At 72.0% G+C, this 22,801-nt stretch carries 21 protein-coding genes and 1 pseudogene; 14 read left to right on the top strand and 8 right to left on the bottom strand.

The genetic code is table 11. The features are described from left to right. Nucleotides 1-129 precede the first annotated feature (129 nt). Nucleotides 130-2,043 (top strand): AMP-dependent synthetase/ligase, encoded by a 1,914-nt coding sequence (locus tag E6P78_RS09330; protein WP_136203045.1) that lies wholly within the window; start codon nucleotides 130-132, stop codon nucleotides 2,041-2,043. A 41-nt stretch (nucleotides 2,044-2,084) separates the two neighbouring features. On the opposite strand, the gene E6P78_RS09325 is transcribed toward E6P78_RS09330, so the two are convergent. Next, on the bottom strand, nucleotides 2,085-2,822 hold the full coding sequence (locus E6P78_RS09325; protein ID WP_136203044.1) for a helix-turn-helix domain-containing protein: 738 nt from the start codon (nucleotides 2,820-2,822) through the stop codon (nucleotides 2,085-2,087). Nucleotides 2,823-3,098: 276 nt separating this feature from the next. On the opposite strand from E6P78_RS09325, the gene E6P78_RS09320 reads away from it, so the two are divergent. The 9 genes from E6P78_RS09320 to E6P78_RS09280 all read left to right on the top strand — a co-directional run bounded on the left by E6P78_RS09320 (nucleotide 3,099) and on the right by E6P78_RS09280 (nucleotide 13,864). Then, a complete protein-coding gene (locus E6P78_RS09320) occupies nucleotides 3,099-4,064 on the top strand; it encodes an ATP-binding cassette domain-containing protein (RefSeq protein ID WP_136203043.1) in 966 nt (321 codons plus the stop codon). After that, nucleotides 4,061-4,837, top strand: a complete 777-nt coding sequence (locus tag E6P78_RS09315) for an ABC transporter permease (protein ID WP_136203042.1) — start codon at nucleotides 4,061-4,063, stop codon at nucleotides 4,835-4,837. The genes E6P78_RS09320 and E6P78_RS09315 overlap by 4 nt, the downstream gene beginning before the upstream one ends. A 112-nt stretch (nucleotides 4,838-4,949) precedes the next feature. Next, the gene (locus E6P78_RS09310) at nucleotides 4,950-5,894 is read left to right on the top strand and encodes an LLM class F420-dependent oxidoreductase (RefSeq protein ID WP_136203041.1); all 945 of its coding nucleotides are present in this window, start codon (nucleotides 4,950-4,952) and stop codon (nucleotides 5,892-5,894) included. A 10-nt stretch (nucleotides 5,895-5,904) separates the two neighbouring features. After that, nucleotides 5,905-6,690 (top strand): glucose 1-dehydrogenase, encoded by a 786-nt coding sequence (locus tag E6P78_RS09305; protein WP_136203040.1) that lies wholly within the window; start codon nucleotides 5,905-5,907, stop codon nucleotides 6,688-6,690. A gap of 100 nt (nucleotides 6,691-6,790) precedes the next feature. Then, the gene (locus E6P78_RS09300) at nucleotides 6,791-7,912 is read left to right on the top strand and encodes an LLM class flavin-dependent oxidoreductase (RefSeq protein ID WP_136203039.1); all 1,122 of its coding nucleotides are present in this window, start codon (nucleotides 6,791-6,793) and stop codon (nucleotides 7,910-7,912) included. A 331-nt stretch (nucleotides 7,913-8,243) separates the two neighbouring features. Continuing rightward, nucleotides 8,244-9,983 carry a D-aminoacylase gene (locus E6P78_RS09295; protein ID WP_136203038.1) on the top strand — a complete coding sequence of 580 codons (1,740 nt, stop codon included), beginning with the start codon at nucleotides 8,244-8,246 and terminating at the stop codon, nucleotides 9,981-9,983. Beyond that, the gene (locus tag E6P78_RS09290) at nucleotides 9,980-11,443 is read left to right on the top strand and encodes an aldehyde dehydrogenase family protein (protein ID WP_136203037.1); all 1,464 of its coding nucleotides are present in this window, start codon (nucleotides 9,980-9,982) and stop codon (nucleotides 11,441-11,443) included. The genes E6P78_RS09295 and E6P78_RS09290 overlap by 4 nt, the downstream gene beginning before the upstream one ends. 109 nt (nucleotides 11,444-11,552) lie before the next feature. Further along, a complete protein-coding gene (locus E6P78_RS09285) occupies nucleotides 11,553-12,911 on the top strand; it encodes an MFS transporter (protein ID WP_240799124.1) in 1,359 nt (452 codons plus the stop codon). A 107-nt stretch (nucleotides 12,912-13,018) separates the two neighbouring features. Beyond that, entirely contained in the window at nucleotides 13,019-13,864 is an 846-nt protein-coding gene (locus E6P78_RS09280; protein WP_136203036.1) for an LLM class F420-dependent oxidoreductase, read from the top strand. A 7-nt stretch (nucleotides 13,865-13,871) separates the two neighbouring features. Here E6P78_RS09280 and E6P78_RS33315 read toward each other — a convergent pair. Continuing rightward, nucleotides 13,872-14,210: pseudogene (locus E6P78_RS33315) on the bottom strand (SAM-dependent methyltransferase); the annotation flags it as partial. Between the two features lie 141 nt (nucleotides 14,211-14,351). On the opposite strand from E6P78_RS33315, the gene E6P78_RS09270 reads away from it, so the two are divergent. Further along, nucleotides 14,352-14,837, top strand: a complete 486-nt coding sequence (locus E6P78_RS09270) for a hypothetical protein (protein WP_136203035.1) — start codon at nucleotides 14,352-14,354, stop codon at nucleotides 14,835-14,837. A gap of 150 nt (nucleotides 14,838-14,987) precedes the next feature. Further along, nucleotides 14,988-15,608 carry a DUF4333 domain-containing protein gene (locus E6P78_RS09265; RefSeq protein WP_136203128.1) on the top strand — a complete coding sequence of 207 codons (621 nt, stop codon included), beginning with the start codon at nucleotides 14,988-14,990 and terminating at the stop codon, nucleotides 15,606-15,608. Nucleotides 15,609-15,659: 51 nt separating this feature from the next. Here the strand turns inward: E6P78_RS09265 and E6P78_RS09260 are convergent, their stop codons facing one another. Together E6P78_RS09260 and E6P78_RS09255 are read right to left on the bottom strand one after the other, a co-directional pair. Further along, a complete protein-coding gene (locus tag E6P78_RS09260) occupies nucleotides 15,660-15,905 on the bottom strand; it encodes a DUF397 domain-containing protein (RefSeq protein ID WP_136203034.1) in 246 nt (81 codons plus the stop codon). After that, nucleotides 15,902-16,768 (bottom strand): helix-turn-helix transcriptional regulator, encoded by an 867-nt coding sequence (locus E6P78_RS09255; RefSeq protein WP_136203033.1) that lies wholly within the window; start codon nucleotides 16,766-16,768, stop codon nucleotides 15,902-15,904. Before E6P78_RS09255 ends, E6P78_RS09260 begins: the two co-directional genes overlap by 4 nt. A 133-nt stretch (nucleotides 16,769-16,901) precedes the next feature. On the opposite strand from E6P78_RS09255, the gene E6P78_RS09250 reads away from it, so the two are divergent. Beyond that, complete coding sequence (locus E6P78_RS09250) at nucleotides 16,902-17,360, top strand: ATP-binding protein (protein WP_136203032.1); 459 nt, start codon at nucleotides 16,902-16,904, stop codon at nucleotides 17,358-17,360. On the opposite strand, the gene E6P78_RS09245 is transcribed toward E6P78_RS09250, so the two are convergent. The 3 genes from E6P78_RS09245 to E6P78_RS09235 all read right to left on the bottom strand — a co-directional run bounded on the left by E6P78_RS09245 (nucleotide 17,335) and on the right by E6P78_RS09235 (nucleotide 18,626). Continuing rightward, a complete protein-coding gene (locus E6P78_RS09245) occupies nucleotides 17,335-17,586 on the bottom strand; it encodes a type II toxin-antitoxin system RelE/ParE family toxin (RefSeq protein WP_136203031.1) in 252 nt (83 codons plus the stop codon). The genes E6P78_RS09250 and E6P78_RS09245 overlap by 26 nt on opposite strands. Further along, the gene (locus E6P78_RS09240) at nucleotides 17,583-17,837 is read right to left on the bottom strand and encodes a type II toxin-antitoxin system Phd/YefM family antitoxin (protein WP_136203030.1); all 255 of its coding nucleotides are present in this window, start codon (nucleotides 17,835-17,837) and stop codon (nucleotides 17,583-17,585) included. Before E6P78_RS09240 ends, E6P78_RS09245 begins: the two co-directional genes overlap by 4 nt. Nucleotides 17,838-17,912: 75 nt before the next feature. Next, nucleotides 17,913-18,626, bottom strand: coding sequence for an HAD family hydrolase (locus E6P78_RS09235; RefSeq protein WP_240799130.1), 714 nt, complete (start codon nucleotides 18,624-18,626; stop codon nucleotides 17,913-17,915). Between the two features lie 117 nt (nucleotides 18,627-18,743). Between E6P78_RS09235 and E6P78_RS09230 the strand changes: the two genes are divergently transcribed. After that, the gene (locus E6P78_RS09230; RefSeq protein ID WP_206307762.1) at nucleotides 18,744-21,326 is read left to right on the top strand and encodes a bifunctional FO biosynthesis protein CofGH; all 2,583 of its coding nucleotides are present in this window, start codon (nucleotides 18,744-18,746) and stop codon (nucleotides 21,324-21,326) included. A 137-nt stretch (nucleotides 21,327-21,463) separates the two neighbouring features. On the opposite strand, the gene E6P78_RS33310 is transcribed toward E6P78_RS09230, so the two are convergent. After that, complete coding sequence (locus E6P78_RS33310; RefSeq protein WP_240799129.1) at nucleotides 21,464-22,723, bottom strand: DUF4157 domain-containing protein; 1,260 nt, start codon at nucleotides 22,721-22,723, stop codon at nucleotides 21,464-21,466. Nucleotides 22,724-22,801 lie beyond the last annotated feature (78 nt).

Raw genomic sequence — 22,801 nt, 5'->3', positions numbered from 1 at the left:
CACGCCCAGCGCCAGCCGTACAACACCAGCCGTCCAGCGCCGACCGGCCCCAGCACCTCGTACGAGCACCAGCCGGCTGTCACCGCCGGTCCCAGTGAAGCGCCCGACCCCGATGCCGAGGAGCCGCACGTGTCCACGCCACCCGCCCCGTCCCCCGCACCCGCCGCCCCCGTCCTGGTCGAGCCGGCGAAGGTCCGGGCCGCCGACGGCACCGTCCGGCAGGTCTCCGTACCGGCGTTCGCCCCGCCCGTCCGGCGCGGCTCGCTCGCCGAGATACCGTTCGACAACGCCCGCGAGGCCCCCGCCGACGCCGTCCTCAGCCGCAAGCAGCCGGACGGCGGCTGGCAGGACGTGACGGCGGCCGAGTTCGCCGCCGAGGTGCTCGCCGTCGCCAAGGGCCTGATCGCGGAGGGCCTGCGCGGCGGCGACCGCATCGCGATCATGGCCCGCACGACGTACGAGTGGACGCTGCTCGACTTCGCCGCCTGGGCCGCCGGGCTGGTCACCGTCCCCATCTACCCGACCTCCTCCGCCTTCCAGGCCCGCTGGATACTCCAGGACTCCGGGGCCGTCGCCTGCGCCGTCGAGACCGCCGACCAGGGCCGGATCATCAGCCAGGAACGCAAGCAGCTCGGCGGCCTCGTCCACCTCTGGCAGTTCGACACGGGCGCGCTCGGCCGGCTGAAGAAGCTGGGCAAGGACCTCCCGGACGACGTCGTCGGCGCCCGCCGCGCGACCCTGGAACCGGAGACCCCGGCCACCCTCATCTACACCTCGGGCACCACGGGCCGCCCCAAGGGCTGCGTGCTCACCCACGGCAACTTCTTCGCCGAGGTCGACAACGCCATCGAGCTGCTGCACCCGGTCTTCAAGTCGGTCAGCAAGTACCCCGCGTCCACCCTGCTGTTCCTGCCGCTCTCGCACGTCTTCGGCCGGATGGTCGCGATCGGCTGCCTGCGCGCCCGGGTCCGCCTCGGCCACGCCCCGTCGATCCGGACCGAGGACCTGCTCGCCGACCTGGCCGGTTTCAAGCCGTCGTTCCTGCTGGCCATCCCGTACGTCCTGGAGAAGGTCTACAACACCGGCCGGGCCACCGCCGAGAAGATGGGCCGCGCCTCCTCCTTCGACCGGGCGGCCCGGATCGCCCAGCGCTACGGCCAGGCCGTCGAGGCCGCCGAACACGGCACCGGCCCAGGCCCCGGCCTCGGGCTGCGCGCCGCCCGCGCCCTGTACGACCCGCTGGTCTACCGCCGCATCCGGGCCGCGCTCGGCGGCCACGTCCGGTACGCGATCTGCGGCGGCTCCCCGCTGGGCCGCCGGCTCGCCGCCTTCTACGCGGGCGCCGGCATCGAGATCTTCGAGGGGTACGGACTGACGGAGACCACCGCCGCCGCCACCGTCACCCCGCCGCTCAAACCCCGCCTGGGCACGGTCGGCTGGCCGATGCCCGGCACCGCCGTCCGCATAGCCGACGACGGCGAGGTGCTGCTCAGCGGCGGGCAGGTGTTCAGGGGCTACTGGGACGCCGGGCGCGGTGAGGCCGTGCCCGTACTCGACGGCGGCTGGTTCGCCACCGGCGACCTGGGCGCGCTGGACGAGGACGGCTACCTCACGATCACCGGCCGCAAGAAGGACATCATCATCACCTCGGGCGGCAAGAACGTCACCCCGGCCCCGCTGGAGGACTGGCTGCGCGCCCACCCGCTGGTCAGCCAGTGCATGGTGGTCGGCGACAACCGCTCGTTCGTCACCGCCCTGATCACCCTGGAGCCGGACGGGCTCGCGCACTGGCGGCGGATGCGCAAGAAGCAGGACGTGCCGATGCGCGAACTCGTCCACGACGAGGAGCTGCGCACGGCCCTCCAGCGCGCGGTGGACGAGGCCAACCGGCTCGTCTCCCGGGCCGAGTCGATCCGCAAGTTCACGGTCCTGCCGGTGGACTTCACCGAGGAGGGCGGGCACCTCACGCCGTCGCTGAAGCTGAAGCGGGACGCCATCGCGCGGGACTTCGCGGAGGAGATCGAGGAGCTGTACCGGAAGTGAGGGTGGCGACCTGACCGCGTCCGGGCGGGGACGGGGCGCGGTCAGGCGGGGGTGTCGGGGGGCGGCGTACCCGGTTTCGTGTGGAGGAGTTCGCGGGCCTGCTCAGCCGCGCGGGCAATGGCCTCGGACACGTGGTCCAGGAACCGGGCCATGTTCTCCAGGCGGGTGCCCGCCGGGGTGTCGTGGCCGAGGACGGGGGCGCCCTGGCGCGCGGTCAGCGCGAGCTGGGCGGTCGAGTGGGCGCTCGCCATCATGGACTCGTACATGATGTCGTCGTCCACGGTGTAGCGCTCGCGGCGGCCCCCATCACGCTTCCTGCGGACCATGCCCTGGCCCTCCAGGTACGTGATCGCCTTGGAGACGGACGCCGGGCTGACCCCGAGGCGCTCGGCGAGACCGGCGGCGGTGAGGCTCCCGCTGTCGGTGAGGGACAGGCAGGCCAGCACCCGGGACACCATCGGCGGCGCGCCCGACGCCATGATCACCGCGGTGAACACCTCCTCGTACGCGCGCACCGCCTCGGGGTCGCGCCCGTACGGCTGCGGGGCCGGGCGCGCCTCGCGGGGCTCGGCCTTCCTGCGGCGGTGGGCGCGGTGCTCGGTGGCGCGGTGGGCGGCCTCGGCGCGGTAGCCGGAGGGGCCGCCGTTGCGGGTCACCTCGCGGGTGACCGTGGAGGTGGGGCGGTCCAGGTTCCGGGCGATCTCGGCGTAGGCCAGGCCGTCGGCCAGGCCCCGGGCGATCTGCCGGCGTTCCTGCTGGGTGAGCCTGCCTCCCGGCATCGCGGTCTCCTTCGTGGCCCGGGCGCGGTGGCCCTGGGACGGCCGATGGGCCGACTATAGCGTTCGCGCTCATTCCATTGCAACGAGCGGTGTGGCTGATCGTTGCGTTATGTGTGTGTCATTGCATCAACTTACTGGCTATGAACTGGGGTTATTGGGTTCCGATGCGCGTGAGTCGTTGCCCGTATCGTGAACGCAACGTAGCGTTTCTGGCATCGGAAAGTACGGGCCGGTGGGGCCCGCACGACCGGAGAAGGCCCTGAAGGAGCTTCTGCCATGACGAACCCGGCCATCGCGGCGAGCGGGCTGCGCAAGGCGTACGGCGACAAGGCCGTGCTCGACGGGATCGATCTGCGCATCCCGGCCGGGACCGTGTTCGCGCTGCTCGGCCCGAACGGCGCCGGCAAGACCACCGTCGTCAAGATCCTCTCCACCCTGATCTCGCCCGGCGCCGGCTCCGGCGGGATCAGCGTCGGTGGCCACGACCTGGCCGCCGACCCGCAGGCGGTGCGCGCGGCGATCGGCGTCACCGGGCAGTTCTCCGCCGTGGACGGGCTGATCACCGGCGAGGAGAACATGCTCCTGATGGCGGATTTGCACCACCTGTCCAAGGCCGAGGGGCGGCGGACCGCCGCCGAACTCCTGGCCCGCTTCGACCTCACCGACGCGGCGAAGAAGCCCGCCTCCACCTACTCCGGCGGCATGAAGCGCCGCCTCGACATCGCGATGACCCTCGTCGGGAACCCGCGCATCATCTTCCTGGACGAGCCGACCACCGGCCTCGACCCGCGCAGCCGCCACACCATGTGGGGCATCATCCGGGGCCTGGTCGCCGACGGGGTGACCGTCTTCCTCACCACCCAGTACCTGGAGGAGGCCGACGAACTCGCCGACCGCATCGCCGTACTCCACCGCGGCAGGATCGCCGCGGAGGGCAGCGCCGACGAGCTGAAGCGGATCGTCCCCGGCGGGCACGTACGGCTGCGCTTCACCGACCCGGACGCCTACCGCGCCGCCGCCCTCGCCCTCGCCCTCGGCGAGGCCACCGCGGACGACGAAGCCCTCTCCCTGCAACTCCCCAGCGACGGCACCCAACGCGACCTGCGCGCCATCCTCGACCGGCTGGACGCCGCCGGCATCGAGGCCGACGAACTCACCGTGCACACCCCCGACCTGGACGATGTCTTCTTCGCGCTCACCGACGCCGCCGTCCCCGCCCCGGCCGAGGAGGCCGTCCGATGAGCACCCTCTCCCTCGCCGTGCGCGACTCGGCCACCATGCTCCGCCGCGACCTGCTGCACGCCCGGCGCTACCCCTCGCTCACCCTGAACCTGCTGCTCACCCCGGTGATGATGCTCCTGCTGTTCGTCTACGTCTTCGGCGACACCATGAGCGGCGGCGCGGGCCGCTCCGCGTACATCGCGTACATCGTGCCGGGCATCCTGCTGATGACCATCGGTTCGACCACCGTCGGCACCGCCGTCTCGGTCTCCATGGACATGACCGAAGGGATCATCGCCCGCTTCCGCACCATGGCCATCCACCGCGGCTCGATCCTGTTCGGGCACGTCATGGGCAGCGTCCTGCGGACGCTCATGAGCGTCGTGGTCGTCGGCGGGGTCGGGGTGGTCATGGGCTTCCGCTCCACCGACGCCACCGTCCTGGAGTGGTTCGCGGCCTTCGGGCTCCTCGCGCTCTTCGCCCTGGCCTTCACCTGGATAGCCGTGGGTATGGGCCTGGGCAGCCCCCATGCGGAGGCCGCCGGCAACAACGCCACGCCGCTGATCCTGCTGCCGCTCATCTCCAGCGCCTTCGTCCCGCTGGAGTCGATGCCCGGCTGGTTCCGGCCGATTGCCGAGTACCAGCCCTTCACGCCGGCCATCGAGACCCTGCGCGGCCTGCTGCTCGGTACGGAGATCGGCCACAACGGCTGGCTCGCGGTGGCCTGGTGTGTCGGTCTTACCGTCCTCGGCTACTTCTGGTCCAGGGCGCGGTTCGCCCGCGACCCCGAGTAGGCGGTCCGCGCGGTTCACCCCTTCCCCTTGCCTGATGACCCGTCAGATAAGACGATGGCCCCCAACGGCCGTCGCATGACGGGTCGTCAGGTAAAGGGGAAGGGGTCGTGCGGTGCCGATACCACTCACCGGGCCGCTGTCGTACGGGATGCAGCTGCCGATCCAGTCGCAGAGCGCCCTCTACGCCGAGCCGTGGGAGGCCGGGGCCACCCCGGCCGACCTCGCCGAGATCGCCAGGACCGCCGACCGGACCGGATTCGCCTACATCGCGAGTTGCGACCACGTGGCCGTACCGCGGCGGCTCGCGGCGGGCATGGGCACCGCCTGGTACGACCCGGTGGCCAGCCTCGCCTTTCTCGCCGGGGTCACCGAGCGCGTCCTGCTGATGAGCCACGTCGCCGTCGTCGGGCTGCGCCACCCGCTGGTCACCGCCAAGCAGTACGCCACCCTCGACCACCTCAGCGGCGGCCGGCTGATCCTCGGGGTCGGGGCCGGCCATGTGCGCGAGGAGTTCGATGCGCTCGGGGCCGACTTCGACGGGCGCGGGGCCCTGCTGGACGAGACGATCGACGCGCTGAAGGCCGCGCTGGGGCCGGAGGAGTACCCGGAGTTCGCGGGGGAGCGGTTCTCCTTCGCCGGGCTCGGGCAGCTGCCGCGCCCGGCCCAGGAACGGGTACCGCTCTGGGTGGGCGGCTCCTCGCCCGCCGCGGTGCGCCGGGCCGCCGTGCGGGGGGACGGGTGGCTGCCGCAGGGCGACCCCCGGGACCGGCTGCCCGCGCAGATCGCCCGGCTGCACGCCCTGCGCGAGGAGGCCGGGAACGCCGAGCCGGTCGTCGTCGGCGCCCTCACCGAGCCGCTGTACGTGGGGGAGCCCGGCTGGCCCGTGGGGCGGCGCACGCTCAGCGGGAAGCCGCAGGCGCTGGCGGAGTCGCTGCGCGCGTACGCCGCGATGGGTGTGCATCAGATCCAGGTGCGCTTCCGCAGCCGGGGCGTGAGCGAACTGACCGATCAGATGGCGGCGTTCGCCGCCGAAGTCGCACCTCACCTCGACAGGTAGGAGTCAGGCCATGGGCAAGCTGGACGGGCGGACCGTGCTGATCAGCGGGTCCGCGCGCGGGCAGGGCGAGCAGGAGGCGCGGCTCTTCGCCGCCGAGGGCGCCCAGGTGGTGATCGCCGACGTGCTGGACGAGCAGGGCGCGGCGCTGGCGAAGGAGCTGGGCGAGGAGTCCGCGCTCTTCGTGCACCTGGACGTGTGCCGGGAGGAGGACTGGCAGGCCGCCGTCGCCACCGCGAAGGGCGCCTTCGGGAAGATCGACGGGCTGGTCAACAACGCGGGCATCCTGCGGTTCAACGAGTTGGTCTCCACGCCGCTGGAGGAGTTCCAGCAGGTGGTGCAGGTCAACCAGGTGGGGGCGTTCCTCGGGATCAGGACCGTGGCGCCGCTGATCGCGGAGGCCGGGGGCGGCACGATCGTCAACACCTCCTCGTACACCGGGCTCACCGGCATGGCGTTCGTCGGGGCGTACGCGGCGAGCAAGCACGCCGTGCTGGGCCTGACCCGGGTGGCGGCGGTGGAGCTGGCGGCCAAGTCGGTCCGGGTCAACGCGCTGTGCCCGGGTGCGGTGGACACCGCGATGACCAACCCGGCGGCGCTGGACCCGGACGCGGACCCGGAGGAGACCAAGGAGGCGGTGGACGCGCTCTACCGCAAGCTCGTGCCGCTGGGCCGGATCGGCCGGCCCGAGGAGGTCGCGGCCCTCGCCCTCTTCCTGACCTCGGACGACTCCTCGTACATCACCGGGCAGCCGTTCGTCATCGACGGCGGGTGGCTGGCGGGCGTCAGTCTCTTCTGACGTAGCGTCAGGTATTGACGGGCCGGGGCCCCGGTGGAACAGTCGGACACACATCACGACCTGACGGAGCGTCAGAAACGATTGAGGACGGTGAACCCCCTTGGAATTCGGGCTCTTTGTACAGGGGTACGTGCCCGCCGCGCGGGCCCAGGCGGACCCCGGGGCAGAGCACAAGGCGCTGATCGAGGAGACCGAGTACGTCATCCAGGCGGACAAGTCCGGCTTCAAGTACGCCTGGGCCTCCGAGCACCACTTCCTGGAGGAGTACTCGCACATCTCCGCCAACGACGTCTACCTGGGCTACCTCGCCCACGCCACCGACCGCATCCACCTCGGCTCCGGCATCTTCAACCCGCTCGCCCCGGTCAACCACCCGGTCAAGGTGGCCGAGAAGGTCGCCATGCTCGACCACCTCTCCGAGGGCCGCTTCGAATTCGGCTCCGGGCGCGGGGCGGGCAGCCACGAGATCCTCGGGTTCATGCCGGGCATCACCGACATGAACCACACCAAGGAGCTCTGGGAGGAGACCATCGCCGAGTTCCCCAAGATGTGGCTCCAGGACGAGTACGTCGGCTTCCAGGGCAAGCACTGGTCGCTCCCGCCCCGCAAGATCCTGCCCAAGCCGTACGGGAAGTCCCACCCGGCGATGTGGTACGCGGCCGGCTCGCCGTCCTCGTACGCCATGGCCGGGAAGAAGGGGCTCGGCGTGCTGGGCTTCAGCGTGCAGAAGGTCTCCGACATGGAGTGGGTCGTCGACTCCTACAAGACCGCCGTCAAGGACGCCGAGCCGGTCGGTGACTTCGTCAACGACAACGTGATGGTCACCTCCACCGCGATCTGCGCCGAGACCCACGCGAAGGCGGTCGAGATCGCGGTCGGCGGCGGGCTCAACTACCTCCAGTCGCTGCTGTTCCGCTACCACGACACGTTCCCCCGCCCCGAGGGCATCCCCGAGTGGCCCGAGCTGCTGCCCGAGTACACCGAGGAGATCATCGAGCTGCTGATCGCCGAGGAACTGATGATCTGCGGCGACCCGGACGAGGTGCTGGCCCAGTGCCGGAGGTGGGAGCGGGCGGGGGCGGACCAGCTGAGCTTCGGGCTGCCGATCGGGATCGGGCGCGAGGACACGCTCGAATCGATCCGGCTGATCGGTGAGCACGTGATCCCGAAGATCGACACGGACCCGGTCCACCGGACGACCCGGTTCCGGGACGCGGCGTAGTCCCGGGGGCGCTGCCCCCGAACCCCCGCGCCTCAAGCGCCGGCGGGGCTGGTTTCTCAAGCCCCTCCGGCGCTTGAGGAGCGGGGCCGGGGCGGAGCCCCACAAACCCAGCCCCTCCGGCGCTTGAGGAGCGGGGTGCGGGGCGGAGCCCCGGTAACGGGAAGGGGCGGGTAGGGGAACAGGCCCGCCGCAGGCGCCCCGCCCCCCATCGCACCCGGCTCGCCCCCCCGCACGGGCGGCGTCTTCCCGGACCGCCGCTCCCCGCCGGGGTGCGTACCGCGGCCGTACGCACCCCGGCGCACCACCCACCATCCACAGGAAGGGACCCCCCATGCTCGACCACCTCATCCGCGGAGCGACCGTCGTGGACGGCACCGGCGGTCCCTCCTACGCCGCGGACGTCGGCGTCCGCGGCGGCCGCATCGCCGTCATCGCGGAACCCGGCACCGTCACCGAGGAGGCCGTGACCAGCGAGGACGCCACCGGGCTCGTCCTCGCACCCGGCTTCGTCGACCCGCACACGCACTACGACGCCCAGCTGTTCTGGGACCCGTACGCCACCCCCTCGATGAACCACGGCGTCACCACCGTCGCCGGCGGCAACTGCGGGTTCACGCTCGCCCCGCTCCACCCGGACCGGCCCGAGGACGCCGACTACACGCGGCGCATGATGGCCCGGGTCGAGGGCATGGCCCTCAAGGCGCTGGAGGAGGGCGTCGACTGGACCTGGTCCGGCTTCCGGGAGTACCTGGACGCGCTCGAAGGCCGTATCGCCGTCAACGCCGGCTTCATGGTCGGCCACTGCGCGCTGCGCCGCCATGTGATGGGCGCGGACGCGGTCGGCGGGCAGCCGACGCCCGAGCAGATGGACGCCATGCTCGGCCTCTTCCACGACGCGATGGACGCCGGCGCGTGGGGCCTGTCGACCACGCAGTCCTCCACCCACTCCGACGGCGACGGGCAGCCGGTCGCGTCCCGGCACGCGCTGCCGGAGGAACTGCTCGCGCTCTGCCGGGCCGTCGGTGAGCACGAGGGCACGCAGATCGAGGCGATCGTGGCGGGCTGCCTCGACCAGTTCGCGGACGAGGAGATCGACCTGCTCGTGGACATGACGGCCGCCGCCGGGCGCCCGCTGAACTGGAACGTCCTGACCATCGACGCCGCCGTCCCCGAACGCGTGCCGCGCCAGCTGGTCCCCAGCGAGCGCGCCCGCCGGGCGGGCGGCCGGATCGTGGCGCTGACCATGCCGATCCTGACCCCGATGAACATGTCGCTCGGCACGTTCTGCGCGCTCAACCTGATCCCCGGCTGGGGCGACATCCTCGCCCTGCCCGTACCCGAACGCATCGAGCGGCTGCGCGACGCGGACACCCGCGCCGAGATGCTGCGCCGCGCCGACAGCAAGGAGGCCGGGGTCTTCCGCCGCCTCGCGGACTTCGGCCGGTACGTCATCGGGGACACCTACAGCGCGGCCAACGAGGGCCTGACCGGCCGGGTCGTGAAGGACATCGCGGCCGAGCGCGGCCAGGACCCCTTCCACTGCCTGGTCGAGATCTGCGCCGCCGACGAGCTGCGGACGGTCCTGTGGCCGATGCCCACCGACAACGACCCGGACTCCTGGGCGCTGCGCAAGGAGACCTGGGAGCACGAGGACGTCCTGCTCGGCGGCTCGGACGCGGGCGCGCACCTGGACCGGATGTGCGGCGCCCCGTACACGACCCGCTTCCTCGGGGACTGCCTGCGCGGCCGGAAGCTCGTACCGCTGGAGCGGGCGGTGAAGATGCTGACCGACGACCCGGCGCGGCTGTTCGGCCTGCGCGAGCGCGGCCGGGTCGAGGAGGGCTTCCACGCCGACCTCGTCCTGTTCGACCCCGAGCGCATCGACGCCGGCCCGGCGACCCTCGTCCACGACCTGCCGGGCGACAGCCCCCGGCTCGACTCCAAGGCGCTCGGGATCGTGTCGGTCCGGGTCAACGGGGTGGAGACCCTGCGCGACGACAAGGTGACCGGGGCGGTCCCGGGCACGGTCCTGCGCTCCGGCCGCGACACCCGGACGGTGAGCACGCAATGACCACCACGCCCCAGCGCCTGTTCATCGGCGGCGAGTGGACCGAACCGGCCGACGGCCACTACGAGGTGACCGACCCGGCCACCGAGGAGACCGTCGGCCTCGCCCCCGAGGCGAGCCGCGCGCAGGTGTACGAGGCGGCGACCGCCGCCCGCGCCGCCTTCACCTCCTGGTCCCGCACCCGCCCCGAGGAGCGCGCCGCGATCCTGGACCGCGCAGCCACCCTGATCCAGCGGGACGCGGCCGCCCACGCGGACCTCGCCCGCGCGGAGAGCGGCGCCACCACCGCGACGGCCCGGGGCATGCAGGTCGCCGTGGGCGCGGCCCGGTTCCGGCGGTACGCGAAGGGGGCGCTCGAACCGGTCGAGGAGGCGGTCGCGCCGCAGATCAACGAGGCCGGGCCGATGGGCCGGGCCGGGGTCTTCGGCGCGCTCGCCGTACGTCAGCCGGTCGGCGTCGTCACGTGCATCACCTCGTACAACAACCCCTGGGCCAACCCGGCGGGCAAGATCGCCCCCGCGCTCGCCATGGGCAACACCGTCGTCGTGAAGCCGGCCCCGCAGGACCCGCTCTCCGTCTACCGGATGGCCGAGGCGCTGGCCGAGGCGGGCGTCCCGCCGGGCGTCGTCAACGTCGTCAGCGGCTCGGCCCCGGCGGTGGGCGAGGCGGCCGTCGACGCGCCGGACGTGGACATGGTGAGTTTCACCGGTTCCACGGCGGTCGGTCAGCGGATCGCGGAGGTCTGCGGCCGTTCCATGAAGCGGCAGTTGATGGAGCTGGGCGGCAAGGGCGCGGCCCTCGTCTTCGAGGACGCCGACCTGGACGCGGCGGTGGCTGGCATCGGTACGACGTTCTCGTTCTACAGCGGACAGATCTGTACGGCTCCGACCCGCGTCCTGGTCCAGCGGGGCGCCCAGGACGCGCTGATCGCCAAACTGGCCGCGTACGCCGGGTACTTGACGGTCGGAGATCCGGCGGTGAAGGGCACGGTCGTCGGCCCGGTCATCTCCGCCGCCCACCGCGACCGCGTCGAGTCGTACGTGGAGCTGGGCCGCAAGGAGGGGGCCCGGATCGTCACGGGCGGCGAGCGCCCGGACCCGACCGGCCGGGGCTTCTACGTCGCCCCGACCCTGCTGGCGGACTGCACCCCGGACATGCGGGTGGTGCGGGAGGAGATCTTCGGCCCGGTCGTGGTGGTGGTCCCCTTCGACGACGAGGAGGAGGGTATCGCGCTGGCCAACGACAGCGACTACGGGCTGATCGACTACGTCTGGTCCGGCGATGTGGCCCGCGCCTTCCGGGTCGCCCGCAGGCTGCGGGCCGGCGGGGTGGGCGTCAACACGATCGGCCGGAACATGGAGGCGCCGTTCGGCGGGTTCAAACGGAGCGGCGTCGGCCGGGACGTGGGCTCGTACGCGCTGCACGCGTACAGCGAGGTGCAGGCGATCGTCTGGCCGGGGTGAGAGAACCCATTATCTCGCCATCAAGTATCTTGACATCGAGAGAGTGACCCGGCAGGCTTCCCCAGGTCTGTTGATCTCTTGATGCCGAGATACCTGGGGGTGGGCGGCGGTGCGACGCGCAGGGGCGGGCACGCGCGGGGCGGCGAGGACGGCGGGGGCGCCGAAGCGCGGCCCGGGTCTGCTGGCCCAGCTACGCAACCCACCGGGCGGCCGGGACGCCCGGATCATGCTGCTCGCCTTGGCCGTCGACCGCACCGGCTCCGGCCTGTGGGCGGCGTCCTCGGTCCTCTACCTCACCTTCGTCACCCACCTGAGCGCCCAGCAGATCGGCGTCCTGCTGGGCACGGCCGGTGTCGCGGGCATCGCGGGCTCACCCCTCGCCGGGCGCCTGGCCGGTCGCTTCCCGGTCCGCCCGCTGCTCATCGGCTGCCACCTGCTGCGGCTGGTGACGCTCACCCTGGTGCTGCTCTGCGCGGACTTCGAGGCGCTGCTCCCCGTGATCGCGGTGACCTACCTGGGGGACAGGGCGGCCAAGACCCTGGAGATGCTGTTCGCCACCCGCGCGGCGGGCGAACGGCGCGCCGCCTACCAGGCGTTGTCCCGCAGCGCCGCCAACGCCGGGTACGGGGTCGGCGCCGGGATCGCCGCCATCGGCCTCGCCATCGGCACCACGGACGCCTACCGCGCCCTGATCCTCGGCAACGCCCTCTCCTTCGTCGTCGCCGCCGCGCTGGTGTGGCGCACGGGCGAGCCGGACGGCCGGACGACGGAGGTGGCGCGGGCGGTGCCCGTACCCGGTGCCGCGGCCCCCGCCCGCCCCAAGGGCCCCTGGCGGGACCGGGGTTACCTCCGCTTCGCCCTGCTGGACATCCCCATGAACCTGGACGACTCCGTCCTCGGGGTCGGCCTGCCCCTGTGGCTCGTCAACCGCACCTCCGCCCCGCACGCCCTCGTACCGGCCTTCCTCGTCATCAACACCGTGCTCGTCGTCGTACTCCAACTGGCCGTCTCCCGAAGGGCCGAGGGCCCGCGCCAGGCGGTACGGGCGGTGCTGCTGTACGGGGTCCTGATGTTCGTCTCCTGCGCCCTGCTGGCCGGCGCCACCGGCGGCGGGACCTGGGCGGCGGCCACCGTCCTGCTCGCGGCGGCGGTCCTGGTCACGATGGCCGAGCTGATGCGCTCGGTCAGCTCGTGGGAGCTGGCCGTACTCCTGGCCCCGCCGGACGAACGGGCCGCCTACCTGGGCGTGGCAGGCATGTCCCAGTCCATCCAGAAGTCGGCGGGCCCACCGCTCCTGACGGGCGTGGTGATGGCCGCGGGTCCGGCGGGCTGGTTGGCGCTGGGGGTGGTGGTCGCGGGGGTGGCGGTGGTCCAACAGCGGTGCTGCGGACGGAGGTTGCGGACTGCGGAGGCCCCGGCGGCGGAGCGGACCCGGCCGGCCGGTGCCCCCGCCGGCGGGACGGCCTGACGCCCGCTCTCGGGAACACCGGGCTCGCGATCCGCCGGTGCCTCGGCCTGGCGCCCCGGACCGCATACGTTGGAGCGGTCACGCGACAACGACGGAGGTGCCTTCGTATGCGGATCGCCACCACGATCTTCCTCACCGACGAGACCATCACCCCGGTGCGGCTCGCGCACCAGCTCGAACAGCGCGGGTTCGCCGGGCTCTACCTGCCCGAGCACACCCACATCCCGGTGAGCAGGGAGACCCCCTATCCGGCGGGCGGCGAACTGCCCCGCGAGTACGGGCGCACCCTGGACCCCTTCGTCGCCCTCGCCCAGGCCGCGGCGGTCACCGAGCGGCTGGCCCTGGGGACCGGCATCACGCTGATCGCCCAGCACGACCCGATCGACCTGGCCAAGCAGATCGCCACGCTCGACCACCTCTCCGCCGGCCGCTTCACCCTGGGCATCGGCTACGGCTGGAACGTCGAGGAGGCCGCGGACCACGGGGTGGCCTGGTCGACGCGCCGGAGCCTGGGCCGCGAGCGGCTGGCGCTGATGCGGGCGCTGTGGGCGGCGGAACCCACGCCCTACGAGGGGGAGTTCGCCTCGGTCCGGGCCAGCCACGCGCACCCCAAGCCCTTCCAGCAGCCGCGCGGCCCGCTGACCGGCCCGCGCACCCTGATCGGCGGCGCCGCGGGCCCCAGGCTCTTCGCCCACATCGCGCAGTCCGCGGACGGCTGGCTCCCGATCGGCGGCCGGGGCCTCACGGAGTCCGTCCCCCGGCTCCGCACCGCCTGGGAGGCGGCGGGCCGCGACCCGAAGGACCTCCACGTCGTCCCGTACGCGGTCCTCCCGGACCCGGGCAAGCTGGCCCACTACGCGGACCTGGGCATCGAGGAGATCGTCCTCCAACTGCCCCCGTCCGCCGAACCGGAGGTGCTGCGGACGCTGGACGCGTACGCGGCGTACCTCTGAGCGCGCGCAGGTCCTGTTCGGCCTCGTCCCGCTCGCGGAAGCGCAGCGTCGAGTCCGACGACATTACGTCTCCGTCCGCCGCGAACCGGTAGGTCCAGCGGAACGTGACCAGGGGCCCGGCCACCTCGGTCACCTCGACCCAGGACTCGACCGGGCCGGTGCCCGGGACCTCGGTCACGCTGCGGGAGTTCTCGGGGGTCCACTCCTCCCAGGTGCGCCGCGCCGGATCGCGCGTCTCGAAGACCAGGCGTCCGCCGGGGCGCAGCGCCTCATGGGCTCCCCACAGGGACGCGTGCCAGGCATCGGGGTCGGCGATGGCCTGGGCGGCGTTCGCGGTCACCGTCGCGTACCCGGGCGCGACGCCCGTACACCGCATGCTGGTTGGTCACAATAGAGTCACCCAGCCTCCCCAATTCCCGCACATCTTGTCCAAAGTAATACTGTCATTCCACTCGAAGTGGCGTATGCCGAGACGTGGGGGGACCACATGGCCAAGGTGTTGAGCCGGCGCAAGCGGATCTGGATAGGCGGCATCGCCCTGTTCGCCTTCGGGGCGGTGGGCTGTACGCAGTCCGGGCAGGACGACGCGGCCTCCGTGGCGGCGACGAGTGCCGCGCCGGCCCCCACGGTCACGGTGACCGTCACGGCCACGGCGACCGAGACCGCCACACCCGCCCCGGCGCCCACGGTGACCGAGACGAAGACCGTGAAGGTGCCCGGTCCGACCGTCACGGCGACCGTCACCAGGGCGACCTCCTCCGGGTCCGGTGGCAGCGGGTCCGGCAGCGGTGGGTCCGGTGGCGGTGGGACCACGGCGACCAGCACGTGTTCGATCCGCTCCAACGCGGGGAACTGCTACAGCGCCGGCCAGTTCTGCCGGAACAGTGACCACGGCGCCCTGACGACCACGGCCGCCGGTGCCCGCATCAAGTGCAGTTACAGCGGGAGCGCCTGGCGGTGGACGTACGCGTGAGGGCAGGGCGGCGGCGGAGCGATCTGCCACCCCGGGGCTGACCGCTCCGGCTTCGATCGTCCGTTCGGAGCTCGGTGATAGCTTGGCACGCCAGTTCTGACGTGGACGCTTTGCCAAGGGGGACCCATGCAGCAGTCGGTGCGGAGTCGGATGGTGGCTGGAGCGGCGGCCGGGACGTTGGCCCTGCTCTTTGCCTCGGGCTGTTCGTTCAGCGTGGGTGGCGACAAGGTCGTCAAGAAGGCCGAGGTCGCCAAGCGGGCCTCGGCCGGCCTGGGCAAGGTGGCCGGCCGCGAGCCCGAAGGCGTGACCTGCAAGGACGACCTCAAGGCCAAGGTCGGCGAGACCGTGCGCTGCACGTTGACCGACAGCGGAACGAAGCAGGGCATGACGGTCACCGTGAAGTCGGTCGACGGCGACAACGTGAAGATGGACTACAAGGTGGACGGCGGATTGGACACCGGCGCCTCCCCGGACCCCCAGCCCAGCGACTCCGCACAGCCCACCGACACGTCGAGCGGCGACACCGGCGGGGCGCACTCCGTGGACAAGGCGGAGGTCGCCCGCAAGGGCAAGGCCGCCCTGGCGGCCCAGGTCGGCAAGGAGCCCGACGCCTTCTCCTGCCCCGTGAACCTTCCCGCCCGGATGGGCGCCACGATCCGATGCCGGCTGACCGATGGCAGCGAGCAGTACGGCGTGACGGTCATCGCGAAGTCCGTCGTCGGCGGCAAGGTGGACATGGGCTTCAAGGTGGACGAGACGCCGGCCGGCTGAGCGGGGCCGGACGGACGGCGAGCGTCGGGCCCGTGCTCGCCGTCCGGCTGGTCAGCCCTGACGCGCGTACGTGACGAACGCGGCCCAGGCCGTGGGCGCCACGTCGAAGTGGGGACCCGGGATGTTCTTCGAGTCGCGGACGTGGACGGCGGAGGCGCAGGAGGCGACCTCGATGCACTGCCCACCCTCGCCGCTGCTGTAGCTGGACTTGCGCCAGTCGTAGGCGACCTCGATGCAGTTGCCGCCCTCACCCGTGCTGTAGCTGCTCTTGAACCAGTGCAGTTGCTCGGTGTTCATCGCTCTCCCAACATCTTCTCAATCAGTGCTAGGGACTCCCTCGGGGAGAGAGCCTGCGCCCGGATAATCCCATAGCGCTCGCTGTAGAAGCGCACCTCTTCTGGCTCGGTGATCAGCCGTGCATGCCCGTACAGCTCGGTGTAGGCCACTTGGGAGCGTCCCTTGGGGGTGATCAAAGTGAACGTGCCGTCGAGTGCGGGATGTTCATCGCGATCCGTAGGCATTACCTGAATCTCTACGTTACGCAGGCGTCCGACCCGCAGGAGTTGCCGCAGCTGGTCCACGTGCACATCACGCCTCCCGAGGGGGCGCCGTAGGGCGGTTTCCTCCAGTACGTAGCTGAAGGTTGGCGCAGGCCAGCGTTCGAAGACCTGTTGTCGCGCGAGCCGGTCGGCGACTCGCTTCTCGATGGTCTCCTCGCTCAGCAGCGGACGCCGCTGGGTGAATGTGGCTCGCGCGTACGCCTCAGTCTGAAGCAGGCCAGGCACCACCTGCGCGCTGTACTCATGCAACGCAACCGCCTCCGCCTCCGTCCGGGCGAAGTCCCGGAACCACCCCGGATGCCGCGTACGCGACCGCGCCAACGCTTCCCGTACCTCGTCCGCCGCCGCCTCCAGCAGACCGCCCGTGTTCAGGGCGCGGTCGGCGAGGACCAGGAACTCCGGCTGCGGGGTGCGGACGCCCCGTTCCATCGCGGAGATCAGGTCCTCGCCGCAGTGGGTCGCCGTGGCCAGTTCCCTCTGGCTCATGCCCGCGCGTTCGCGCAGGAACTTCAGCTGCCTGCCCAGCGCCCTGAACAGGTGCGCGGTCCCGTCCGATTCGGCCGGACGCTCCGGCCGCTCTTCACGTTGCGTGTTCGTCATCTTCCCCGTACCGCCTCTGTCCGTCCGGTCACGGCCGACGTCCCGTACAGCCGGTCGGGCGGGCCCGTACAGCGTTACGGAGTCGTGGTGTCACTCCTGGTCAGCGTACGAGCACACGGCCACGCTGAGTCACATGAACGCCGAAATCACCCTTGTGGGTACCGAATTCGTCCAGCGCTTCAGCGCATCCCGTCGAGGCGCCCGGCTCGCCCGCCGTCTCGCCGTGCACCAACTGGACGCGTGGGGCGTGCCGTACGGGAGCGAGCTGTCCGACGACGTGGCGGTGGTGGTGGCCGAGCTGGCCGCCAACGCGGTGCTGCACGGCCATGTGACGGGGCGGGACTTCGAGCTGCGCGTGCTTCCCGTGGCGGACGGGTTCCGCGTCGAGGTGTCGGACGCGCGCGGGGAGCGGCGGCCGGAGGTGTGCGCGGGCGGTCCCGGTGCGGAGGCCGGGCACGGGCTCCGCCTGGTCGAGGCGCTGGCGGCGGAGTGGGGCGTGGCCGAGCGGGTGGTCGGCAAGACGGTGTGGGCGCGGGTGGCTCGGGGGGATGACCGCCGGCCGGCGGTCAGCCGACGCGGCCCACGTGAATGACGATGATCGTGACGTGGGTGTCCTTGATCTCGTACAGCACTCGGTAGCGCCCGACGTGCATGCGGCGCAGTGCGGACGAGCCGTAGGGCGCCGCTCCTTCGGGGAGCGGGTTCTCGGCGAGCAGATCGACGGCATCCATGAGCAGGCGCAGTCCGTCCGGGTCGTCCTTGAGGAACCGGGCGGCCCGGTCGATGGCGTGCTCGTCCCAGGTGATCAGGTAGGTCAACCCTGCTCCAGGCCGAGCCGCGCGCGCACCTCGTCGTGAGGAACGGTTTCCACGGCACCGGAGGACCGGCGGGCCTGGTACTGGGCGAGAGCTAGAGCGTCTTCCAGCTCGGCGAGCTCCTGAGGGTTGATCAGTATGGCCGCCGGCTGACCGTGGTCGGTGATCGTGATGCGCTCGCGGGCATTCGAAGCACGACGGACAAGCGAACCGAAGCGGGCGCGGGCCTCGGTGATCGGGAATGTGTCACTCATGTAATGAAGTGTACACTTTGTTGCGGTTCTGTTCAGTGGGTCGCGCGTCCCGTACCCGAGAGGGGTGAGCGCCCCCTACAACGCCCGCAGCGCCCGCACTCGCGTCCGTCCCGGCGCCTCCTCCGTCGGTTCCGGCGGCTCCGCCGGCCCCGCGCCCTCCACCAGCCCCGGCAGCTCCGTCAGCGCGGACACGTGGAAGTCCGCCGTCTCGACCACGTCCGGGTGGTCCGCCCACCAGTAGCCGGCCGCCCCGCGCCGGATGTGGGCCGCGCGCAGGCCCGAGGACTTCGCCGGGAACAGGCCGCGCGCCGGGTGGGCGCCCACGTAGAGCGTGGCGCGGGGGTCCGCGCCGGAGGCATCCAGGACGCGGGCGAAGAACTCCGGGTCCGGGGGCGCAACTCCCCACTCCCCGGAGGTGGCCACCAGGTCGGCCGGGAGGTCGAGGGCGCGCAGCAGCTCGCCGGCCTTCGCCGTTCCGTTGCCCGCGACCACCACCCGTACGCCCAGCTCCCGCAGCCGGGCCAGGGCCGGGCGTACGTCCGGGTAGAGGTCCGACTCGTCGAGGTGTTCGCCGCGCCCGGCGGCCGCGCGGGCGTGGGCCGCCTCGGTGACGTCCATACCGGGGCGCAGCAGGGTCAGCGCGTCGGCACTGTCGCGGCCCTGGGCGACCGCCGCCCCGACCAGGGCGCTCAGCGTGTGCGGTGGGACGCCGAGCCAGTCGGCCCAGGACGCCCAGTACCGGTCGTCGCGGATGAGTGTTTCGCCGATGTCGAGGACGATCGTTTCCATCACCGGGCCGAGCCTACGGGGCCCGGACCCGCGTACGGCCGAGGCACAAGGGGCGTGCGTGACCTGCGGGAGAACCGCGCATTCGGCGGTCACCCGCTCGCTCGTATGCTCGTTGGCATGACCGATCCTCAGCGCGGACGCCCCACCACCAATTCGATGAGGCGTGCGCTCAAGCGTGCGCGTGACGGAGTCGCCCTCGACAGCGCGGAGGCCGCGGTCCTGCTCCAGGCGCGCGGCGACGATCTGACGGATCTCGCCGCGTCCGCCGCCCGGGTGCGGGACGCGGGCCTGGATGCGGCGGGGCGGCCGGGCGTCATCACGTACTCCCGCAAGGTCTTCATCCCGCTGACCCGGCTCTGCCGCGACAAGTGCCACTACTGCACCTTCGTCACCGTGCCGGGCAAGCTGCGGCGGGCCGGGCACGGCATGTTCCTGTCGCCGGACGAGGTGCTGGCCATCGCCCGTGAAGGTGCCGCGATGGGCTGCAAGGAGGCGCTGTTCACGCTCGGGGACCGTCCGGAGGACCGCTGGCCCGAGGCGCGGGAGTGGCTGGAGGCCGAAGGTTACGACGACACCCTCGCGTACGTACGCGCCATGGCGATCCGGGTCCTTGAGGAGACCGGGCTGCTGCCCCACCTCAACCCCGGGGTGCTGACCTGGACCGACCTCCAGCGCCTCAAGCCGGTCGCGCCGTCCATGGGGATGATGCTGGAGACGACGGCGACCCGGCTGTGGTCGGAGCCCGGCGGCCCGCACCACGGCTCACCCGACAAGGAACCCGCCGTACGGCTGCGCGTACTCGAAGACGCCGGCCGGTCCAACGTGCCGTTCACCACCGGCGTCCTCATCGGCATCGGCGAGACGTACGAGGAGCGGGCCGACGCGCTGTTCGAGCTGCGCCGCACCGCCCGCGCCTACCACGGCATCCAGGAAGTCATCGTCCAGAACTTCCGCGCCAAGCCCGACACCGCGATGCGCGGGATGCCGGACGCGGAGCTGGAGGAGCTGGCCGCCGCCATCGCCGTCGCCCGGCACATCCTCGGCCCGTCCGCCCGCATCCAGGCCCCGCCGAACCTGGTCGACGCGGAGTACGCCCTGCTCATCGGGGCCGGCATCGACGACTGGGGCGGGGTCTCGCCCCTCACCCCGGACCACGTCAACCCCGAGCGCCCCTGGCCGCACATCGACGAACTCGCCGCCCGCACCGCCGAATCCGGCTTCACGCTGCGGGAACGGCTGACCATCTACCCGGAGTTCATCCAGCGCGGCGAGCCCTGGCTCGACCCCCGGCTGCTCCCGCACGTGCGGGCCCTGGCCGACCCGGAGACGGGCCTCGCCCGCGAGGGCGCGATCCCCGCCGGGCTGCCCTGGCAGGAGCCCGACGAGGGCTTCAACGCCTCAGGCCGCACCGACCTGCACCGCACCATCGACACCGAGGGCCGCACCGGCGACCGCCGCGACGACTTCGACGTGGTGTACGGGGACTGGGAGGCGCTGCGCGAGGCGGCGGCCCCCGGGATGGTGCCCTCGCGTATCGACGGCGATGTGAAGACCGCGCTCAGCCAGGCCGCCGACGATCCGACGCGGCTCACCGACGACCAGGCGCTCACCCTGCTCCACGCGGACGGCCCGGCCCTGGACGAGCTGTGCCGGATCGCGGACACGCTGCGCCGGGACGTGGTCGGGGACGACGTCACGTACATCGTCACGCGCAACATCAACTTCACCAACGTCTGCTACACCGGCTGCCGCTTCTGCGCCTTCGCCCAGCGCCGCACCGACGCCGACGCGTACACCCTCTCCCTGGACCAGGTCGCCGACCGGGCCGCCCAGGCGTGGGACGTCGGCGCGGTCGAGGTCTGCATGCAGGGCGGCATCCACCCGGACCTGCCCGGCACGGCGTACTTCGACATCGCCCGTGCGGTGAAGGAGCGCGTGCCCGGCATGCACGTCCACGCGTTCTCACCGATGGAGGTCGTCAACGGGGCCACCCGCACCGGCATGTCGATCCGGGACTGGCTCGTCGCCGCGAAGGAGGCCGGGCTCGGCTCGATCCCCGGCACGGCCGCCGAGATCCTGGACGACGAGGTCCGCTGGGTCCTCACCAAGGGCAAACTGCCCACCGCGACCTGGCTGGAGGTCATCAGGACCGCCCACGAGACCGGCCTGCGCTCGTCCTCGACCATGATGTACGGGCATGTCGACCAGCCCCGCCACTGGCTGGGCCACCTGCGCACCCTGGCCGCGCTCCAGCAGGAGACCGGCGGCTTCACGGAGTTCGTGACGCTGCCGTTCATCCACACCAACGCGCCCGTCTACCTCGCCGGTATCGCCCGCCCCGGCCCCACCGACCGCGACAACCGGGCCGTCACCGCGATGGCCCGCCTGCTCCTGCACCCGCACATCACCAACATCCAGACCAGCTGGGTCAAGCTGGGGACGGAAGGCGCGGCGGAGATGCTGCGCTCCGGCGCGAACGACCTGGGCGGCACGCTGATGGAGGAGACCATCTCCCGTATGGCCGGGTCGGGTTACGGCTCGTACCGGTCGGTCCAGGATCTCGTCGCCATCGCGGACCTCGCCGGGCGGCCGGCCAAGCCGCGTACCACGCTGTACGAGGAGGTGCCCGAGGAGCGGGTCGCGGCGGCCGCCGCGTCGGACGGGCACCTGCCGGAGCTGCTGCCGGTGCTGCCCGACTGACGGCCGGTGCTGCCCGACTGACGGCCGGGGGTGTCCGGCCGGCCCGCCCGCTGTTCATGCGGCGCGGGCCGGTCGGGGAGGGCGAGGGAAGGGCGGCCGAGGCTGCCCGGACGCGTCGTTGACGGGTGGAAATCAGCTCAGTAGTAGTAGGGACCGAGTTCCGTTCTGGCCTGCTTCTCGGCGTCCTGCCGGCTCATCGAGCGCATCAGGTGTGCCGTTCGCTGTTCCAGCAGTTCCTCCCACGAGAGCTGTATGTTCTGGACCACGTTCTGCCCGCCGGCACTGGCAGCCATGTCGACGCCCCGCCGCGCCTGCGCGAAGATCATTTGGAGGTGCGAGTCGTTCATCGCCTGAACGTTGGGGTCGTTGAGGTCCAGCCACTGCCCGTTCTGGTTGTGGACGTACCCGATCGTGTTCAGCTGACCGGCCGCACCGGCCTGATGTGCCGAAAGCAGGCTGTGGGTGTCGTCCCGGTACGTCACCGCGTTGAACCCCGAGGGGCCCACCTTCTTCGAGGTGCCGGTCCCCGGGTGGGCGCGATGCGCCCCATGCAGCTCCTGGTAGGCGAGGGCGTTGTTCTCCAGGTTCCTCGCCGCATCCGATTTGCCACGCGTCAGAGAGCTGTCCCCCTGGAGAACCCGGTATCCGAACAGATGCTCCGACTGATGCGTCGTGCCGTTCACCGTGGTGTTGTACTGCGCACTCAGGCGCGCCTGCTCCTTCTCCTTGATGCCGTGCTGGCCGAGCATGTAGGAGGGCGTCGCGTGGGAGCATCGTTCTCCGGCGTTGCAGTACGGGTCGGTGCAGGGGCAGGTCTTGACCCGCTGGATCGACTCCTTGCCGGGGGTGCCGGTGGTGCTGGGCATGCCGGTGGTGCCGGTGGTGCCGGAGTGCTTGGACTGCGGGGCGGAGGCGGAGGCCCGTTGGACCGGGGTACGGGCGGTGCCCATCGCCCGCTTCGCGTTGGCTTCGGCTTCCCGTTCGAACCGGTCGGACGGGTCGGAGACCTTCAGCCCACTGCCGTCGTCGGTGCCGGCGACGGGGCCCTGTCGTTGCTGGATCACATGGGTCAGCTCATGGGCGAGCGTGTGTCTGTCCGTGCCTCCCCGGCCGAGGACGACGTGGCTGCCGGACGTGTAGGCACGGGCGCCGACTTCGGCCGCTGAGGCCTTCGCGGCGGCGTCGTTGTGGATGCGTACATCGGAGAAGTCGGCGCCGAGCCTGGCCTCCATGTCGGTGCGGGTCGCCTCGTCCATGGGCCGCCCGGGACGGCGGAGTACGTCATGGACCGTGGACCGCTGCACCGGACGGGGTTCGCGCCCGGTCCCCTCGTGGCCGCACCCCGGGGCATGGCGGTGCTCCTCCTGCTCCCGGAGCTGCGCCGCCCGGCGCAGCATCTGGACGACGACCTCGTTGCCGACGGTGGCCTGGAGGCCGAGCAGGCCCTCCTGCTGGGTGGCGGGGGGCGGGACGGA

The sequence above is a fragment of the Streptomyces sp. A0958 genome, from assembly GCF_004795035.1.
Lineage (GTDB): Bacteria > Actinomycetota > Actinomycetes > Streptomycetales > Streptomycetaceae > Streptomyces.
This window is presented reverse-complemented; position numbering and strand designations above follow the sequence as displayed.

Bases quoted from the DNA above. Each gene is read 5' to 3' on its own strand.
- E6P78_RS09325 (WP_136203044.1), bottom strand. From the start codon at position 2,822: ATGCCGGGAGGCAGGCTCACCCAGCAGGAACGCCGGCAGATCGCCCGG.
- E6P78_RS09320 (WP_136203043.1), top strand. From the start codon at position 3,099: ATGACGAACCCGGCCATCGCGGCGAGCGGGCTGCGCAAGGCGTACGGC.
- E6P78_RS09315 (WP_136203042.1), top strand. From the start codon at position 4,061: ATGAGCACCCTCTCCCTCGCCGTGCGCGACTCGGCCACCATGCTCCGC.
- E6P78_RS09305 (WP_136203040.1), top strand. From the start codon at position 5,905: ATGGGCAAGCTGGACGGGCGGACCGTGCTGATCAGCGGGTCCGCGCGC.
- E6P78_RS09295 (WP_136203038.1), top strand. From the start codon at position 8,244: ATGCTCGACCACCTCATCCGCGGAGCGACCGTCGTGGACGGCACCGGC.
- E6P78_RS09290 (WP_136203037.1), top strand. From the start codon at position 9,980: ATGACCACCACGCCCCAGCGCCTGTTCATCGGCGGCGAGTGGACCGAA.
- E6P78_RS09280 (WP_136203036.1), top strand. From the start codon at position 13,019: ATGCGGATCGCCACCACGATCTTCCTCACCGACGAGACCATCACCCCG.
- E6P78_RS09270 (WP_136203035.1), top strand. From the start codon at position 14,352: ATGGCCAAGGTGTTGAGCCGGCGCAAGCGGATCTGGATAGGCGGCATC.
- E6P78_RS09265 (WP_136203128.1), top strand. From the start codon at position 14,988: ATGGTGGCTGGAGCGGCGGCCGGGACGTTGGCCCTGCTCTTTGCCTCG.
- E6P78_RS09260 (WP_136203034.1), bottom strand. From the start codon at position 15,905: ATGAACACCGAGCAACTGCACTGGTTCAAGAGCAGCTACAGCACGGGT.
- E6P78_RS09255 (WP_136203033.1), bottom strand. From the start codon at position 16,768: ATGACGAACACGCAACGTGAAGAGCGGCCGGAGCGTCCGGCCGAATCG.
- E6P78_RS09250 (WP_136203032.1), top strand. From the start codon at position 16,902: ATGAACGCCGAAATCACCCTTGTGGGTACCGAATTCGTCCAGCGCTTC.
- E6P78_RS09240 (WP_136203030.1), bottom strand. From the start codon at position 17,837: ATGAGTGACACATTCCCGATCACCGAGGCCCGCGCCCGCTTCGGTTCG.
- E6P78_RS09235 (WP_240799130.1), bottom strand. From the start codon at position 18,626: ATGGAAACGATCGTCCTCGACATCGGCGAAACACTCATCCGCGACGAC.
- E6P78_RS09230 (WP_206307762.1), top strand. From the start codon at position 18,744: ATGACCGATCCTCAGCGCGGACGCCCCACCACCAATTCGATGAGGCGT.
- E6P78_RS33310 (WP_240799129.1), bottom strand. From the start codon at position 22,723: ATGCTGCGCCGGGCGGCGCAGCTCCGGGAGCAGGAGGAGCACCGCCAT.